Here is a 17,329-nt window from a genome sequence, read left to right on the forward strand (position 1 = left end):
GAAAAGGAAAAAAGTAGTATAAAAATGTGTCTCTTAAGTTTTTAGATTTCATCATAAATCATGGGATAAGTTTATCACTTCATATAACCATCCGTCACAGAATATCTTAAAATAGAAGTCTACTCTAAAAAATATTTGGAAAATTAGGAAACTATTATTTAAATTGCTTTGCCACTTCGCCACTGAATCAGATACTCAATCAATAAAATTACTAGCGGATTCTCATCGCCATGAATTAGGTTTTATTGTTCGAAAAACCATAGAAGAGGCAATAAAAGTTAAAGAAATTATTTATTGCTCAGAGGGATTTTTACATTTTCACCATCGTAAAGACAATATTTCTACTTTATATCATCTTTGTGTAGATAAGAGTTGTAGAGAACAAGGTATTGGACGAAAATTAGTTTCTACTTGGGAAGCATATTCTTTGGAATGTGGAATAAAAAAATTAAGGTTAAAATGCCCTGTTGATTTGACTGCCAATGGTTTTTATCACCATTTAGGTTTTACAAGAGTTGCCATTGAAGCAGGGAAAAAACGATCGCTTGTGGTATGGGAGAAAAAGTTATTTAAGAGTGAAGTGATAAAGCCCCGTTTTATTGCATCCTTAAGTGCAGGACGTTCTGAAGTTGAAGGTTTAAGAAAACTTTGGCAGAAAAATCAAGATTCGAGAAATCCCTTTGCCCATGTTTTATTTTCACCTATTTCTTCTCCTCCCTCAGCTACGGATTATTTTAAAAATCTCAAAGAAAAAAATCAAGTAGAAAATGTTTGGCTCGATTGTGGTGCTTATCAAGTACAACAAGGAAAAAAAACTTATGAAGAATTACTCAGTTTCTTAGAAAATTTTTATCTAAATAATCAGTGGGCAGATGGCTATGTTTTACCTGACATAGTGCCATTATCTTCTGATAGTGAAGAAATAATTGAGTATAAAGTGTCAGAAACAATCTATCAATGTCAACATTTTTTTGACAAGATGCCTGACTATATTCAACAAAGAGCGATCGCACCTGTTCAAGGGCATAGTTTAAGTCAAATAAATCGTTGTTTAGAAGCCTATATCAATATGGGAGTAACCAGAATTGGTTTTGGCTCTTTTGGCACATCAGGTCCTAATGGTAGTGTTAATATGTTGTCAGAATCTAGTTTAAGATTATTCAAAACCGTTGTCGATACTGCTAAAGAGCATAATCTTCAAGTTCATTGTTTTGGGATTGGTGGACCAAATAGTTATAATCGACTGTTAAGAAATAATATAGTTCCTCATACATTAGATAGTACAACATGGTGGAAAGCTGGTGGTTTTGGTAGTATATTTTTTCCTCATACTTCTCAAATTCAGGTAACTGTCAGAAAAGGCATTGAAACCACCACAAAAGGATTAGAAAAGCTCAAACAAAAAACTAACCATGACTGTTATTTTTGTCGAGATCTTGATATGCTAAGAACCAGCAGGAATCATCGTATAATGCACAATTTAGCATCTTGGTTAGATACCCTAGACTCAAATAATGACTAGAAAAGTTACATGGCATATTCAACAAAATACCACTATGCCAAGAGTTATTAGTATTTTAGACTTTTTTAAATATGGAGGAACTGATTTAGAAGAATTAGCTAATCTCTGTCAAGTTAAATCTACCGTATTAAAAGGTGTTATATTTCCTTTTTTGAGAAATATAGAAATATTAAGCAAAACATCTCCTACCCAGTTAACCGAAGAAGGACATATTGCCGCAGATATTCAACAAATAGCTCCAGATTTTTTGGGGGATTTTTTTCATTTACAAATATATAATTTACATCATCAAGATTCTTTAGCTCGATTTTCGTGGGTTTATGCCACTATAGTTCAACAATTATGGTTAAGAAAAGAGGTAATTTTATCATCAGAAGAAAAAAAACGTATAGTTAGTGAAGTAATTAGCACGGCTTCGATGAAGTTTGCTTTACCAGAAAATGAAATTGCTTTTAGTGGTAGTAGTTTAACAGGGGTTTTAAATTGGTTACGAAGTTTATCGACCTCTGTTTTAGAATCTGATAGCAATTCAGAGCGTTTCTGTCTCCGTTATTTTTGCCCCGCACCTATTTTTCTCAAAGCGGTTGATGCTGTATATCAACAAGATAGTAAAACTTATGGCACTAAGATTTTTTTACGAGAAGAAATTAAAAATAGAATTTGTCAAATGTTGTTATTAGATTCTAGTGGTTTAGATAATAGTTTAGATGATGCTAAACGTACTTATAATTATGATCAGGGTGGATGTTTTGATTGGGGTTATCAAGGTGGTTATGGACAATGGGTTATGTTAACTAAATCACCTGAATGGAGAGATTTAATCTAAATAAAAATATGTTATGATCAACCGCGGTATATTTTTAAAGAGATAAATTTAAAATCTATGTGTTGTACTAAGGAAATTACCTGTTCTAAGTGCAAATCTCTGTATAGGCTGACATTTACTGAACTACCTTGTCGAGATAAAGATCATGTTAATTGTCAGATTTGTCAAAAAGAACTTAAATCTTGGAATGACTTTGGGATGTGGAATGCAATATTACTGAAAAAAGAAGATTCTATTTAGAACATACTAATAAAACTCGTTATAGTTACAAATAATAAAGATATAGTTTAAATTAAAGAATCAAATTCAGAGGAAAGATGAATAGTCGAGAAATATTAGACGACTTAATTTATGATTTTGCGATTTAACTAATAAATGATGATGATAAAATAACTGGGTTGATGGCAGAAACTAACGGAGATTACGATTTAGGTGATTATGATTTAGATATTGTTGAAGAAACAAAAGAATATATTTATTTTAGCGGTAATATAACTTTGTCTAGTCAATTTCCTATCGAAGCGGAAGTTAATGGTAGTATCAACAAAAATAATAGGGAAATTATTGATTACACTATAGAAAATGCGGACATAGTATATGATTAATCCACTTTGTTGCTTTACATCTATCTAAGTAAAATTAGTTTCTAACAGTCATTTGTTGGAGGGTCGATGATCGTTTCCAGCAATTCTCATTATGGAATTTTGAGCCAGTTTTATTGACAATGGTTGCAATAAATATCTCTAAAAGGTTTATTCCTTCGTTGAACACAGACTCGGAAAATTTGGCTTTAGGTCAAAATGAGAATTGCTGGATCGTTTCTCCAACGCCTAACAGAGTAGAATATATATGATCTAAAATAATGGGTATATGAAACGTTTACTTAAACAACTAGATTCAATTAAAGCAATTATCGATACTTTTAGTCCTAATCAAATATTAGATAATCCTCAAGAAGTCGATCGCATTTATCAAATATACGCCAATTCTTACGAACCAATATATTCTGTTGTTAATCTTAAAAATCAGTTAATTGAGCTAATTACCGGCAAAAATCCCGTCAATGGTTATTTAAGTGCCGATTTTGGTTATGGTAAAACTGCCACTTTGGTTTATTTATGGCAAGTGTGTCAAGAAGAAAAAATTTTGACAATTCCTCCTTTCAAATTTAAAGAGTTAGCTGATATTATTACTGCTTGTTATGGTTGGATTAAATACAGTTTACAAAAGTTAAAGAAAACTGAATTAATTGTTGAATTAGAAGATTTATATAGTAAATATCGTTTAAAATCTCAAGAAATTAGAGCCGAAGAATTAGCCCAAAAATATAAAATTTCCCCGAAAAAAGCTCTACAAATTATTCAAGAAGATTTAAAAACTGATACCACTAACACCAATAGTGTTTTAGGATTTTGGCAAGAATGTTTACCTCTTATTATCAAAGCAGGTTTTAAAGGGTTAGTTGTCTTTGCCGATGAAATACAGGAATTTTTGCGTACAGAGGAAGGGGCAAGTGTCAGAATTCAGGTTTTAAGTGATTTAGTTAAAGGGATGAGGGCATTAGGTACAACTCCTGTAGGCTTAATCTTAAGTATGCCAACAGATCCTACTGAGTCGGCGATCTCCGAACAAGCAGGGGATATAATTCATCGTATGCGAGAACAAAAAGTGTCTCTGCGTTTAGCTGATGCTTATACGGCTGATTTTCCTGTGGAACTTTGGCAGTTTTTATGTGATAAATTTTTAGATAATCCGAATGATGGTAAAAAATTAGCTCATCCTGCCACTATTGACAGTTTAGGACAGATATGCGATCGCAAAGATTTAAGTAATGCACCTCGCACCACTGTAGAAGTTTTAAAAAGATTAGTTACTGTTGCAGTAAAGCAAAAAAGAGCTTATACACCCCTTGATTTAAGTGAAGATTATTTCAATGGACAAGTGCAATTTTATGGCACACAACAATATCGCATCAACTTAGCAATACAAACATTAGAACAATTACCTGCCGTTTATAATCATCCTCAAGGAAAGCAAATAGTTAGATTGTTAGCCATGTTTCCTGATGGTTTATCTGAGGATATGGCAGAAAGTTTAGGCATGAATAAGAGTCTTAGGGATATAGTTGATGACGAAAATCTTTATGGTATCCATATTCTGCAAGTAGAAAAAAATCTTTATGCTTTAGAGGCGATTAGTCAAACCAATAAACCCACCGTAGTTGATAAAGTTCTCAATAGCTTCCGTAAGCGATGGTTTCGAGAATGGAGTAACCAGCAGAAAAAAGAAAATGCCGTCTTTTGTTTTCGAGACTATATTTTGCCGTTATTATTTCCTGCTTCTAAAAGTAATTGGAGTTGGCGTAAAAGTAAATGGTTTGAAGATTGTTACGCATGGTATAACTTTATTTTAGGTTCTCCCCAACGTTATCAAAGTCAATTTCCTAATCGTTCTATTGTTATTAGTGTACCTCATGCTGATAATAATTTAATGCAATTTCGATCGCCTGAATCCACCCATTTAGATTGGCGGTTTTATCTCCACGATGACAATGATGATTCCGAAACACCACCTCAATTATTGTCTATAGCAGGTACAAATCAAGTTGACTTTAATTTAAGATTAAATAATGGTTTCGCTAATGGTTATCCTCTCTCTTTTGGTTTATTAAGTAAGGTAATTACCGCAGAACAATGTACAGTGTTAACTTTGCTGAATTTATCTTTGTTTATTAAAGATTGGTTAAAGGAAAATCCTGATATTAGTAAAAGCGATCGCGATCGTTTAGAATATCACCGTCGAGAGTGTCATCAATATGCTATTCGTTTACTTTTTATTAATGCTGAAAACTGGAATATTCGGGGCTTGAATAATATTATTGGTTCAGAAACTAAATTCGTTGAATCTGTCTTTTATCAACAATGTCAAACTTTATTTACTGATTATTCTTCCTTTTATAAGAGTTTAAATTCTAGTTTAGTTAAATATAAAATAGTCTTAGATAAAATTCCTTTAGTTGTTCGTAAAGGGCATCAAATATTAACAGTTGAAAAAACAGAATTAGAAAATATATTTGAGGTAACAGCTTCAGGAATGCCTAGCGTTTTAGGTACTTTAAAAGACTTAAAATTTGTAGGTGAATATAAACTAGCAGGAAAAGCTAATCAAATTTCTCAGATTAAATTTACAGAACATCCCTTAGAGCTTACTATCAAAAAACATTTATATGATTTAGGAGAAATAACAAAAATTAAAGATAGGGAGTTAAAATTTATTAGTTATGAGCAGTTAGCAACAAAAATAGAAAAATTAGGTTATTTATCAGAAGAATTAGACGAAGCCCTAAATATTTTAGAAATAAGAAAAGATCTAAACTGGAATAAATCAGAAGGCATAATTATACAGGCAATCGTTGATTTAGAACCAATTTTGTTAGAAACTCAGTTAAGTAAATTGCAAGAAGAAATAACAGAATTATTAACAGTTTTTAAGGAAGATCAAGAGTTAAATAAGATTGATACAAGTTTACAAGAAGCTCAAAAGACTTTGTTATTAATTAATCAATCTTTAAATAGTGATACTGATTCTTTAAATCAATTTAATCTATTTGCAGAAAAGGATGTTAATTATAGTAATAAAGAAGAGATTTTAGAAATTAATTTATTAAAAACTCAAACTTTAATTCAAGATTTACAACAGCAGAAACAACAATGGAACGAACAAAAATATTTACTATTATCAAATAAAACGAATGAGTTAAAAACTGAACTAAAACAATTAGCTAAACAGTTTAACCATTCTAAAATAGATCAGGAGTTAGTCGGTAATAGTGAGCTAGAAACTTGCCTTGAAAAATATCGAAAACAGTTACAAAGGCTTGTTAATGATTGGGAGAAAAAATGCTTTGATTTAGTTAATTTATTAGCTATTTCAGAAGATAAAATAATTAATTTACATCAAATATTAGAAGAAGTTAATCAAAAAATAGATATATATCAAACAGAAACAACGAAACTTAATTTATTAGTTTCAGGGTTAGAAGATTGGCGAATTATTCTTACTCATGCAGGTATTGTACGCCAAAAGTTAATAAATTATCCTGATTTATTAAAAAATTATTATGATGACTTTATAGATCCAGTTGTTACCCATTTTAATCATAATGAGCTAGAAAGTTTTCCCTGTGCAAAACAATTAGAACTTCCTTTATTAGAATTAGAAGAAAAACTAAATAGTCAACAAAAAATTCAGAGAGAATCATTTAATAAATGTGTCTCTGACTATGAATATTTACTGAAAAAAATTGATGATTTAGACAATAAAGATTATCAATTAAGTTATTTATGTAGATTTGATAGTGAACATGAGGAAGAATCTTATCAAACTTTAAAACAGGTGTTTATTGACAAGAGCAAAAAATGGATTGACATAGAAAATAACAGAGTAAATAAATTAGATAATGATCTAAACTTTGTCAGTCAAAAAGGAGAGGCTGACTTTAGTTCATTAATAGAAGAAGTGAATATTTATAAAACCGAATTAGATAATTTCCCTCAGAAAATTACTCAATTCATTGATGATTTAGTTATCTTAGAAGAAGAGATTAATAAAATTGTCCAATTGAGTGAAAAAAACAAAAATATATCTATTGATAAAGAAGAACATTTGGAAGCGGAATATGAAGATATTTTAGTAATAATTAATTCTAACAATAATGAACTTACTTTTACTGAACTTTATGAACAAATACCTGAAGATGATAATCTTTGGGAAAAAATTAAGGTTTTGTATGGTAAAGGTTGTTTAGAGATTAGTTTACGCCGAAGACTTTAAATCAAATAGATTGGCCAGTGCTAAAATGAAGGAACAATATTAGATTAGAGGCTGATAAGATAATATTACTGCTTAGTCTATTTTCCTAAAAACTTATCTATGTATGAGTAAAATTATTCCCAAGTTCCACTTACCAAAAGAATATCCAGAGGATATGAAACTGTTTACAGAGTCTCTCGTCCACAATAATGGACAGACTCTCAAAGCAGTGGTTAATTCTTTGTTTGGCAAGATCATGTCTCATACTGGAAAAACTAAGGGCAAATCAAAGTCTAAGACTACTATTAAAAACTATCTTACAGGTTTTTATGTTTTGGATTTATTTAGCAGTGACAATCTTTTTTATAGCGATACAGCACCTTCTGAAAAAGTATCTATTTCTATCAATTCGGTAATTAGCGTAACGCCAACTTTAAAAGATTGTTTACATAGCTCTTCCATTGATAGCTTTAATGAAAAGTTCACTGATTTGTGTACTGAAAAATCACTATTGATTAGAAAATATAATAGCGATCGAAATTTCCTCAAGGAAAAACATAATTTACCAGAAAATCCTAGTCGATCTTTAATTCAACAAATGTTAGTTAAACATTGTGATTATAGTTATGTTGGGATTCCTGGCGTTGAATACCTTGACAGATTTTATCAAGACAAAATCCAAATAGATAGTTATTTAAAATTAATGAGTTTTATTCTTCAAAATTATGGTGAATTAGCGAAAAAACGCTTGGGACTAATACCAATTGCGAATATACTTGATCATATCAAAAAAATATCTAATTATACAGATGAAGAATTTAAGCAACACTTACTTCAGTTGCAACTGACTCACCGAATAGAATTAAGAACTACTAAATCGCAACTAGCTCGTAATATGGGAATCGATTTAGTTAATATTCGAGGAGTTCAATATGGATTCATGAAGATCTTAGAACCTTCTATTTTAGTTTAAATATGCCCTATCAAGATGTTAACGGAAACGAGATTTCATCAGCTCAAAACCCCTATGTCATTTCGGGTGCGGCCGCATCGGTAATTGACCAAAAAGATAACTCAAAATTAGTATATACGCAATTTATTAAGGATCTTCTTGCGGAGGTTAAACAATCAATAAAAATAAGAAGACCTATCAATTTATTTTTAGTAGGAGAGTATGGATATGGAAAAACAACTCTACTAAACTTAATAGCACAAGAATTTGACAATACCAGTGGAGTGTGTATTTCTATTAAGTTTCAAGAAATAGTGACACCAGTCGCTGCATCAAGTACCCCTGATAAACATTTTGAAAGTCTTTTGGGAGCTATTTTGCTAAAAATTTATGATGATTTAGTAAAAAAAGGTCTGTTAACAAAATCAGATCGAATTTTATTTGAAGAAACAGAATTCATAAATCTATTTGATACTTTTTTTGAATTGCTCAAGCGTACACAAAAATATCACATACTGATTGCTTTTGATGAAGTCGAGGCACTCTTTTCCAATTTAAGCATTGAAATTGCTTATTTTTTAAGTTTTTTGCAAAGTCTGTCTGAAAAATTTTTATCCAGACCAGGTTGGGCATTATGTGTGAGTGTAACCGAAGAATATTATAGTGCAATCATGTCAGAAGCTCGTCAGTTACAGGAAGGGAGGTTTAATTTTAAAATTCTAAAGTCTTTACGTCCATCAGAAGTAAAAGATTACATAGAAACAAAAAATAGTTCTGTTACTTTAAATCCTAATAATAAAATTTACCCCTTTGAAGATGAGGTTATTGATTTTGTTGCGGTAGTTTCGGGAGGTGTTCCTCGATTTGTAGAAACTATCTGTCAGTTAATTTGGGCAGAAGCAGAATCGTTGTTACAATCGGTTAGTCTTGAAACTGCTCGTAGGATTTTTAGCAATAGCTATAGAGTTTATGCAGAAGCATATTTTTCAGAATTAAAGGAAGTTCACAAGTTCTCAGTTGAAGCAGAGGCTTTTTTTAACATTCTATTTTACAGTGGTGGAAGGAAGCAGTCAATTCAAGACCTTTTACTTTTAACACAGTCTTGTCCTATAGAATATTTTTATGGTTTATCAGAGAAGGAAGTTGAATATAGATTGAAAAAAGCAGATAAAGAAATCAAAAATAAATTGGAAACTAAAAATGAATCGGAGATCAATGAATTTAACAAATATATTGATCTTTTTGGAAAAAGACCCTACAGATACACTCTCAAAAATTTAGTATTTGAGCAAATTTTTAAATCAAGAGAAAGACTTTAAAATCCAATCTATTATGTCAACAGAAAACTCAGAGCAAAATTATTCATCTATTAAGTACGAAAATACTATTAACCATCAAAATATTGTATCTCAAATCAAAAATCATCAAAGAAAATTAAATGATATTGTCCTACCATACACAAGAAAAATTTCTTCTATCTTGCCACCAGAAAGAAAAATTGATTCGGAAAAAATCTTTGATGATATAGACGCTCTTTACGATCGCTTTTCTAGTTGGGAAGGAACTATATCGAAGAAATTAATACAAGATTGGCTTAATCAATTTGAAACAACTTTAGATAAAAATATTGCTTATTTACTACTTAATAAATTTCAATTTTTTTCTAAAAATGATACAGAAAGTGCAACATTAACTTTATACGAAAAACTTATTAATACTCTAAAAGAAAAAGACAATTTAAGAATATTATTTGATCAAGATGCAAAAGCCAATGTAAAAACTGAGGCAGAAATGGAAAAATGGTTACGACATAGAGTAATTCGATATACAAGATTTCCCTCTCCACCAAAAACATCAGTAGAAAGTCAAGATCGTTTATGGGGATTATATGAAAGAATTGTTCTTACTGAAACAAGTTGTCCTGACGGAAGAAAATTTGACTCGTTAGAAAGTCATTTTAAAAAAGCCAATTTGGAAACAGATGTATTTGTTTTTATGGATTATACAAACGGATCAGGAAATCAACTTAAAAAATGTATCGGAGAGATTAATAAATTATTAGATCAATATCAAAAATATAAACAGTCTTTTTTTGTCTTTCTTTATATTGTTCAATCTGAATTGTTTTCTTTTGATAATATCAATGCTCCTATTAATAGTAAAACTATTTTTTATGAGAAAATGTTTTATTACAAAGATGCAAAAATAATGCAATTACTTGAACACCACGAAATAACAGAAACCGAATATGATACTTTTATTAAGAAATATTGTTCACGTTCATCAGGGAAAGCTGAGACAGGATACCATCAATCAGGCTCATTAACTTGTCATTACTATAGTTGTCCAAACAATACATTGCCTTTTTTTCATGAAGATAAAAATAATTGGATTCCTCTATTTCCAAATAGTCAAACCCCAAGTGCTACCCGTTATAAGACAAAATAAATTGAATATTAGCTAAAAGCGATCGCCCTGTGCCATATCTTCAACACGATCGCCCAAAGTAACACACTTTCTAAGAGATTTCTGACTCTAACCAACTCAGAACACCACTGATAACCAATATTTACTATAAGATAAAAATAATCAAAAAATTAAAGATTATAAAGTCATTATGAGTTACCAAAATATTATTACCATAGAATCTGGAAAGCGAAGTGGAAAACCCTGTATTCGAGGAATGCGTATAACTGTTTACGATATTTTGGAATATTTAGCAGGTGGGATGACAGAAGCAGAAATTCTTGAAGATTTTTCCGAATTAACTCCTGAAGATATTAAGGCTTGTTTGGCTTTTGCGGCGGATAGAGAGAAAAAATTATTTATGGCATCTTTATGAAATTGTTATTAGATGAAAATTTGTCAGATCGAATTATTCATAAAATCATTGATTTGTATCCCGATTCTCACCACGTCAAGACTTTATCCCTCCTCAATACTGATGATTCTCTTATCTGGGAATTTGCCAAATTTAATGATTTTGTGATTGTTTCTAAAGACTCTGATTTTCACCAACGTAGTTTATTATATGGTCATCCACCAAAATTTATCTATCTTCGTATTGGCAATAGCCCCACTTCAAAGATTGTAAAAATTCTAAGGGATAATTTTCCCATTATTAGGGAATTTTATAATAGTGAAACAGAAAGTATTTTGATATTAAGTTAATTGGGAGCGTTTTTTGGAAGAGCGATCGCCTTTTGGTGGAATTGAGGGATGAAAACCTATAAAATTAACCATTATCTTCACAATTAATGAGTTATTGTAATATGGTTTAAACAGTAATATTGGGACATTTTCTATTAAACATATTTTTGCTTTTATCCCAAACTGAAGCTAAACATATTCGGCAGGTCTTCTTAATAGAATAAAGGGATTACCTGCTATGATGTTATAGCCTGAATATCGACGAAGAGCATCAGCCCTTCCATTAATCCACTCAGGATGATCATCAGTCCATAAAGGATGTCGTAAAATTAAAATATCCTTGCGATTACGTCCTTGATGTACAAAACCGATTAAAGAGCCAAATTGCACAGGTGAACCATATCCCAATAGTTGTAAAGTAGCAGGAATTGGTGCGTTATTGCCTTGTATTAAACGACTCCAAGGATTAGGTTGATTACCCCAAGGTGTTTGTAAATCAATAACAGCATTTGCATTACTCACCAATCGAGCCATATCTAAGGCTAACTTCCAATCTAAAACAGGATGGTAGGGTAAATTACGATAATCTTGCAAACATAGATTACAGGAAGTATCACATTCATCAGCGTGTTTTGACTCTAACCATTTATTAGCAAGAGTATTAACAAGATTAACATCAGCTTGAGCTAATAAACGTTGAAATTCTTGTGGTTGTGCTAGAAAACGACAATATCCTGCTCCATTTTCTAATTGATCTGATAAAAATCCTTGTCCGATGATATTTCCTGCCGAATCCTGAATAGTTCGCATACCTGCTTGTAATTCCTGCGGATCAATATCTAATAATGCCGCCGCCCCTACTTGTAACCAAAAAGCAAAAGAATACCATGCCGCCCTTCCTTCGATGCTAGTAGGCGATGCAGATATACCCGTTTGCCATTGATTAACTGTCACTAACAAAACATCTGTTTTTCTTTTTGATAATAAAGCGATGCGATAACAGTTACCTGAAGCATTAACACGATTGCGATTATTATTATCAGACTGAATAGTATCAGTATCAATAGAATAAACTCCATGTCTGTATTTTCCATCTATTGTTACTCGATCGTAAAAATCAAAACCTCCTTGCCCACCATTATCATTAACAGAAAGAATCTGATCGTTAAAGGACAATACAGAAGCATTGGTGTTAGCTATTGCCGTACCGTTATTATTTCCCTGTACTTGATTAGGATTGACACTGAGAGAAGGACGAGTCGATCGAGGTGTCCACTCAAATTGTCCGTCATAATCTTGGGGATTGAGATCTGTTAGAAAGCCTTTCGGTTCTCTAGCATCAAGATAACGCATTTCATTTGCTCCACAAACAGGACATTGAGTTATAGGTGGTTCTAATCCTCCTTGAGGTGGTTGATTCAAGATATTTTGAGGGAAAACAACCGCCTGACAATTACGACATAAGCCGATGGATTCATTTCCTTGAGTTAAATCAGGATATAAACCTGCTTGAGTACCAACTTGATTACCTTGAGGAATAAACTGCACCACCCCACAGGCATTGTGAACTTCCTTATCTTTAACAGTTTGTGAGTTAGGGGCAAATTGACTTAAAGCTATATCTAAATTGCGATCGACTGTTCCTGTTTCAGGGGGCCACTCATGACCACTTGGGGGGAGCTTAGTATACAGTAATCGTACCCTCGTGGGAAAACCAAACATAGGTAATAATCCTGCATTAGCTAACCTTTCGCTAATTTGATCTTGGGTATAGGATTGATCATTAACTACAGTGTCAATTTCTGATACTAAATTGTTGTGTAAATAATCTAAGATTTCTTTGTCACTAGCATGAGTTAAATTGGTTTCTAATCTTAAAGCATTAGCTACTGCTAGAATGACAGACTTATTATTAATATCATCTAACCAATTTTGTATTTCTGAGCGACAGGTCATCCAATCGCCCACTTTCCCAAATTCACCATGAACACTATCTGTCCTACTACTATCACTTAATCCTATTCGATTAGCGTGTAAACTTTGTTTTGCCCAAGGAAATGCTTGTCGTAAAACCTCTTTAATTAAAACTCTGCGGAAAATTTCATAACTTCGCATATCCACATAGGGAGCAGGGGGTGGATCTCCTGTCATACTTTCAAGACGTTGAAAATAAAAATCATCGTGATTACGCCCTCGACAAAAAGTAACTGCTAAAGATACTCCAGCTGATCGCCTTCCAGCTCGTCCCACTCTTTGTTGATAGTTAAAGCGACGAGGAGGCATATTTGCCATCATAACCGCTAACAATGACCCTATATCCACTCCTGCTTCCATAGTGGTAGTCACGCTTAATAAATCAATACCTTGTACACGGGCAATTTCATCATTAATGAATATATCTTGAAACCATCTTTGTCTTATTAGGCGATCGCCTTTATCTGTTTGTCCCGTTAATTCAGCCGCATTCATCCGAAAAGCTGTACCTGCTTCCTCAGATAAATAATTATAGTAATCAAAATCGCTAGTAGTTTGACTAGGGGTTAATGGTTGAATCGGAGCATTTTGACTTTGAGTGCTATTACAAACTGGGCAAATTCCTGCCGCAGGATGAAGATAAAAGGCATTACATTGATTGCATCTATATCCTTGACGCTGACCATTATTATTAACAGCTGGAGGAGGTACAAGGTATAGTTTATTAGAATTAAGCACTATTCCATTATTGCTAGGAAGACCAACATCTGATAATTGTTGTTCGACATCTTGAGGAAGTAAATTAGTACGTTCGACATATCTACGGGCAAATCCTCTTAAAGATCGATCATTTCCTGAATAAAAAGTATTACTACTAAAATTATGAAGTTTTCTAACACCTAATTCTCGAATAACCGCATTAACTGCTTCAATTAATTTTGCACTAGGATTACCATTAGGTTGATAACTAACCCATCCTTGTCCTAAACCTTCCAAAGTTCTAGCAATATGAGGAAACAGTGCATACATTAATTCTTCGGTTAATTTTGCTTCCATGAGTTGAATATGGCGATTCTGTTCTGGACTAGCAGGATAAATGGGAATTGCATTATTTTCCTTCCATTGATAACAGTTAAACCACAAATATTCTTCTTTACCTCTACCCTGTCCAACATAATATTTCAATACATCTCGACTAGAACCACCTGGGCAAATACCATAGTTCAATAAATCATCTTTAACTTTTTTGACTAAATCTTGCAATGCCACTCTATCTGGATAACGTCGAAGTAAATCTTCCCATTCATTTTTCGCTTGTTGATTTGTGGGCATCCTGTTTCTAAGCCAACGTTGTGCCACCGCATCTAAAATTTCATTGGTATTAGCAAACTGATTAGCTCTATTTTGGTAATCTCGTTTCGTTTTTTCATCTATGGGTTGACAAATTGCTTTATATAGATTGGAATTTAAAGCCAGTAATTTATTTAAAATGTCTGATTTATCATCACATTCTATTTTTAAATAAGCCACTAAATCCAGCCAATAATCGTTAAAAGATTGAATTAAAATCGATCGTGCCATATCTCGATAATGATCTCGTTCCATACCTGCCGATAACTTAGCGGCATCCTGACGACTATCTGAAAAAATAACTAATTTACGAGACGATCGTTGATTACGCTCTGGTTGGGGCATTTCTCGCAGTAAACCACTAGCAATTACCTGACAAGCCTTTTGGAAACCTGTCCGATGAAAACGCAAAGGTGTAGGAAATTTATCCCGTCTTCCATAATCAGCATCACAACGAGGACATTTACTCGGTAAAGCTCTTTCATCTGGATGATTACTATTTCTAGTACCCACTTTATATAACCAACCTGCAATCTCATTTTGCTGAGGTTGAGTATTACTTATTTCAATTATACCTGTTGTTTGATTTAATTTGGCTCTCACCCAACTTCTTCTGATACCATTGAGTGTCCAATTACTCGATTGTGGTTGAGTATTCCACGCAGGATTGTCATGAGGTAAAGGCCAGAAAAGTCGATAGTTTCCATAGCGTTGATTTTGGGCAAGTTTATCTGGTACACCTTCTAAATCAGCTTGATCTGGTGTTAATATTTCCACACTCCTACGACCAATTTGACGAGTAGTTTTGTAACCGCCTAAAAATACTTCGCCACAAACTTCACAAATAATTAAATCTAAAACACGAGAACCACAGGAACAACTTAAACGGTGAGTAGAATGAATTGCACCAATAGAAGGGCGATTAGGATTATTTTGTCGAGCATTTACATCCACATTATGATCTGTACAATTAGGATTGGTACAAGCCCAAAGATTTTGTAAATTATGGAAGAACAAATGACCTCTAACGGGGAGGGGCGATCGCCCGTTGCTCAACTTGGACATGGATAATGCCAGTAGTAAACCCCGTAAAGCATCAGAAACAAAACCATTTCGATTAGCATTAGGAAATAGCTGATGATCTAAATCCATTAAATGATGGTCATTATTTTTTACCTTTGCCGCCCTTACTGTGGGAGTTTGGCTGAACTGTAATTGGCGATCTATTTCTACACAAGCATCTTTAACTGCATTAGGTACACCGATTCTATCTAAAGCCGAACCCAGAGCTTCTTTTACATCCATTGTTGACTGTGGAAAGCCAAGACTACTCGTTAAAGTAAGCATCGCCTGACGTATTTCAGAACCCTTTTGAGTGCTACGATCAGGATCATCTGGTTGTGTCATCGGTCGAAAAGGATCTGGTTGTACTGCTTGAGCAAAGTTAACAAAAGCATTAGCATAAGGGGATACAGACAATCTTGAACCTGTTTGAGGTATTTGCTGAATACCTGTAATAAACTCAAAATTATCCCTACCGAAAAACTCCCTTAAAAATTTACGTCCTTGCTCAGAATCATCTAAACTTGCTGTGGTTGTTAAAACTCTTAACTGAGGAGAATCAGCCGTTAAACCTAAACGAGAATAAAGTAACCGTAAAATATAAGCAACTTCAGTACCCGGTGTACCTCGATAAGCGTGTAATTCGTCAATAATTAAGAAAAATTGATTTTCTTTGTCACTTGCCAACCAATCACGAGTAACCTCAAAAATATTATCCTCAATACTCCGCATCATCATAATATTGAGCATGGAATAGTTAGTAATGAGAATATCTGGAGGTGTATCCTGCATATCCCACCGTGACCACATTTCCCCACCATCTAGCTGGGGAAAATAGTAAAGTAAATCAGGGTCATTAATTTGTTGTATCTGTTGCCATTCTTCCTCTCTTTCTTGTAACTCTCTTCTTAATTTTCTTACACTGTTAGGATTTTCTGCTCCAGATACAGCCGTTTGCCCCGTATAGCGTCCAAAAGTAATACGGTTTGTGCCTCTATTAATATCTAACCAATTATGAATTTGAGGGGCTTCTAGGGCTTGTCTTAAGCGTCTGAGTTGGTCTTCAACTAAAGCATTCAAAGGATATAAAATTAAGGCTCTCAGGGCTTTTGGTCGTGTAGTATGAGTCCATTGAGGGATTCTATTTTTACTGGGATTAACAGATTCATCCCACCAACGATGATTACTCGGCGGATTCTGATTCGGTTGCCATTTTTGGGAATCTTTAGCCAATTGTGCTAGTAAAGGGAGTAAAAAACATTCGGTTTTACCTGAGCCTGTCCCCGTTGTTACAACTATATCTTTCTTTTGATTAATGACAGCATCTAAACTTTGCCATTGATGTTGATAAAGTTGGATATTACTATCAAAAATTGTTTGTCCTAAATGAGCTAAATCTTGATATTGTGAAGGTAATTGATTCGCCACATCTTTTAAAGTTTTACCTGATGACGGATAAGTCGGTACAGGTTCAATTAACGGTGGTTGACTTAAGATACCGGGTTGTTGCAAGATGCGATCGCGCTCCCTTGCTAAACTTTGATACCGCAGAGGAAATGCACTTTTAATATAAAGCTGATAGATTCTTTCTAATCGTTGATACGCACCAATTACATCATACATTTTTTGATCCCTCAAAATTATAGTAGGGTGGGCATTGCCCACCATATCACTGAAAATT

At 33.1% G+C, this 17,329-nt stretch carries 10 protein-coding genes; 9 read left to right on the top strand and 1 reads right to left on the bottom strand.

The features are described 5' to 3' along the window. The first annotated feature begins 163 nt into the window (after nucleotides 1-163). The 9 genes from IQ215_RS07795 (at nucleotide 164) to IQ215_RS07835 (ending at nucleotide 11,283) form a co-directional block, all read left to right on the top strand. Entirely contained in the window at nucleotides 164-1,522 is a 1,359-nt protein-coding gene (locus IQ215_RS07795) for a GNAT family N-acetyltransferase (RefSeq protein ID WP_206688544.1), read from the top strand. After that, nucleotides 1,515-2,348, top strand: coding sequence for a hypothetical protein (locus IQ215_RS07800; protein ID WP_193800752.1), 834 nt, complete (start codon nucleotides 1,515-1,517; stop codon nucleotides 2,346-2,348). Before IQ215_RS07795 ends, IQ215_RS07800 begins: the two co-directional genes overlap by 8 nt. Before the next feature lie 401 nt (nucleotides 2,349-2,749). Further along, on the top strand, nucleotides 2,750-2,953 hold the full coding sequence (locus IQ215_RS07805) for a hypothetical protein (protein WP_193800753.1): 204 nt from the start codon (nucleotides 2,750-2,752) through the stop codon (nucleotides 2,951-2,953). 265 nt (nucleotides 2,954-3,218) lie between these two features. Continuing rightward, the gene (locus IQ215_RS07810; protein WP_193800754.1) at nucleotides 3,219-7,181 is read left to right on the top strand and encodes a hypothetical protein; all 3,963 of its coding nucleotides are present in this window, start codon (nucleotides 3,219-3,221) and stop codon (nucleotides 7,179-7,181) included. 103 nt (nucleotides 7,182-7,284) lie between these two features. Then, the gene (locus IQ215_RS07815; protein WP_193800755.1) at nucleotides 7,285-8,133 is read left to right on the top strand and encodes a hypothetical protein; all 849 of its coding nucleotides are present in this window, start codon (nucleotides 7,285-7,287) and stop codon (nucleotides 8,131-8,133) included. Nucleotides 8,134-8,135: 2 nt separating this feature from the next. Next, nucleotides 8,136-9,431 carry an ATP-binding protein gene (locus tag IQ215_RS07820; protein WP_193800756.1) on the top strand — a complete coding sequence of 432 codons (1,296 nt, stop codon included), beginning with the start codon at nucleotides 8,136-8,138 and terminating at the stop codon, nucleotides 9,429-9,431. 13 nt (nucleotides 9,432-9,444) lie between these two features. Beyond that, nucleotides 9,445-10,560, top strand: a complete 1,116-nt coding sequence (locus IQ215_RS07825; RefSeq protein WP_193800757.1) for a phosphoribosyltransferase-like protein — start codon at nucleotides 9,445-9,447, stop codon at nucleotides 10,558-10,560. Nucleotides 10,561-10,729: 169 nt separating this feature from the next. Further along, nucleotides 10,730-10,954 carry a DUF433 domain-containing protein gene (locus IQ215_RS07830; protein WP_193800758.1) on the top strand — a complete coding sequence of 75 codons (225 nt, stop codon included), beginning with the start codon at nucleotides 10,730-10,732 and terminating at the stop codon, nucleotides 10,952-10,954. Continuing rightward, nucleotides 10,951-11,283 (top strand): DUF5615 family PIN-like protein, encoded by a 333-nt coding sequence (locus IQ215_RS07835; protein WP_193800759.1) that lies wholly within the window; start codon nucleotides 10,951-10,953, stop codon nucleotides 11,281-11,283. The genes IQ215_RS07830 and IQ215_RS07835 overlap by 4 nt, the downstream gene beginning before the upstream one ends. A 168-nt stretch (nucleotides 11,284-11,451) precedes the next feature. Here IQ215_RS07835 and IQ215_RS07840 read toward each other — a convergent pair whose 3' ends face one another. Continuing rightward, entirely contained in the window at nucleotides 11,452-17,271 is a 5,820-nt protein-coding gene (locus IQ215_RS07840; protein WP_193800760.1) for a DEAD/DEAH box helicase, read from the bottom strand. Nucleotides 17,272-17,329 lie beyond the last annotated feature (58 nt).

The sequence above is a fragment of the Cyanobacterium stanieri LEGE 03274 genome, from assembly GCF_015207825.1.
Lineage (GTDB): Bacteria > Cyanobacteriota > Cyanobacteriia > Cyanobacteriales > Cyanobacteriaceae > Cyanobacterium > Cyanobacterium stanieri_B.

Coding starts and splice junctions, on each gene's coding strand:
- IQ215_RS07800 (WP_193800752.1), top strand. CDS start 1,515: ATGACTAGAAAAGTTACATGGCATATTCAACAAAATACCACTATGCCA.
- IQ215_RS07805 (WP_193800753.1), top strand. CDS start 2,750: ATGGCAGAAACTAACGGAGATTACGATTTAGGTGATTATGATTTAGAT.
- IQ215_RS07810 (WP_193800754.1), top strand. CDS start 3,219: ATGAAACGTTTACTTAAACAACTAGATTCAATTAAAGCAATTATCGAT.
- IQ215_RS07815 (WP_193800755.1), top strand. CDS start 7,285: ATGAGTAAAATTATTCCCAAGTTCCACTTACCAAAAGAATATCCAGAG.
- IQ215_RS07820 (WP_193800756.1), top strand. CDS start 8,136: ATGCCCTATCAAGATGTTAACGGAAACGAGATTTCATCAGCTCAAAAC.
- IQ215_RS07825 (WP_193800757.1), top strand. CDS start 9,445: ATGTCAACAGAAAACTCAGAGCAAAATTATTCATCTATTAAGTACGAA.
- IQ215_RS07830 (WP_193800758.1), top strand. CDS start 10,730: ATGAGTTACCAAAATATTATTACCATAGAATCTGGAAAGCGAAGTGGA.
- IQ215_RS07835 (WP_193800759.1), top strand. CDS start 10,951: ATGAAATTGTTATTAGATGAAAATTTGTCAGATCGAATTATTCATAAA.
- IQ215_RS07840 (WP_193800760.1), bottom strand. CDS start 17,271: ATGTATGATGTAATTGGTGCGTATCAACGATTAGAAAGAATCTATCAG.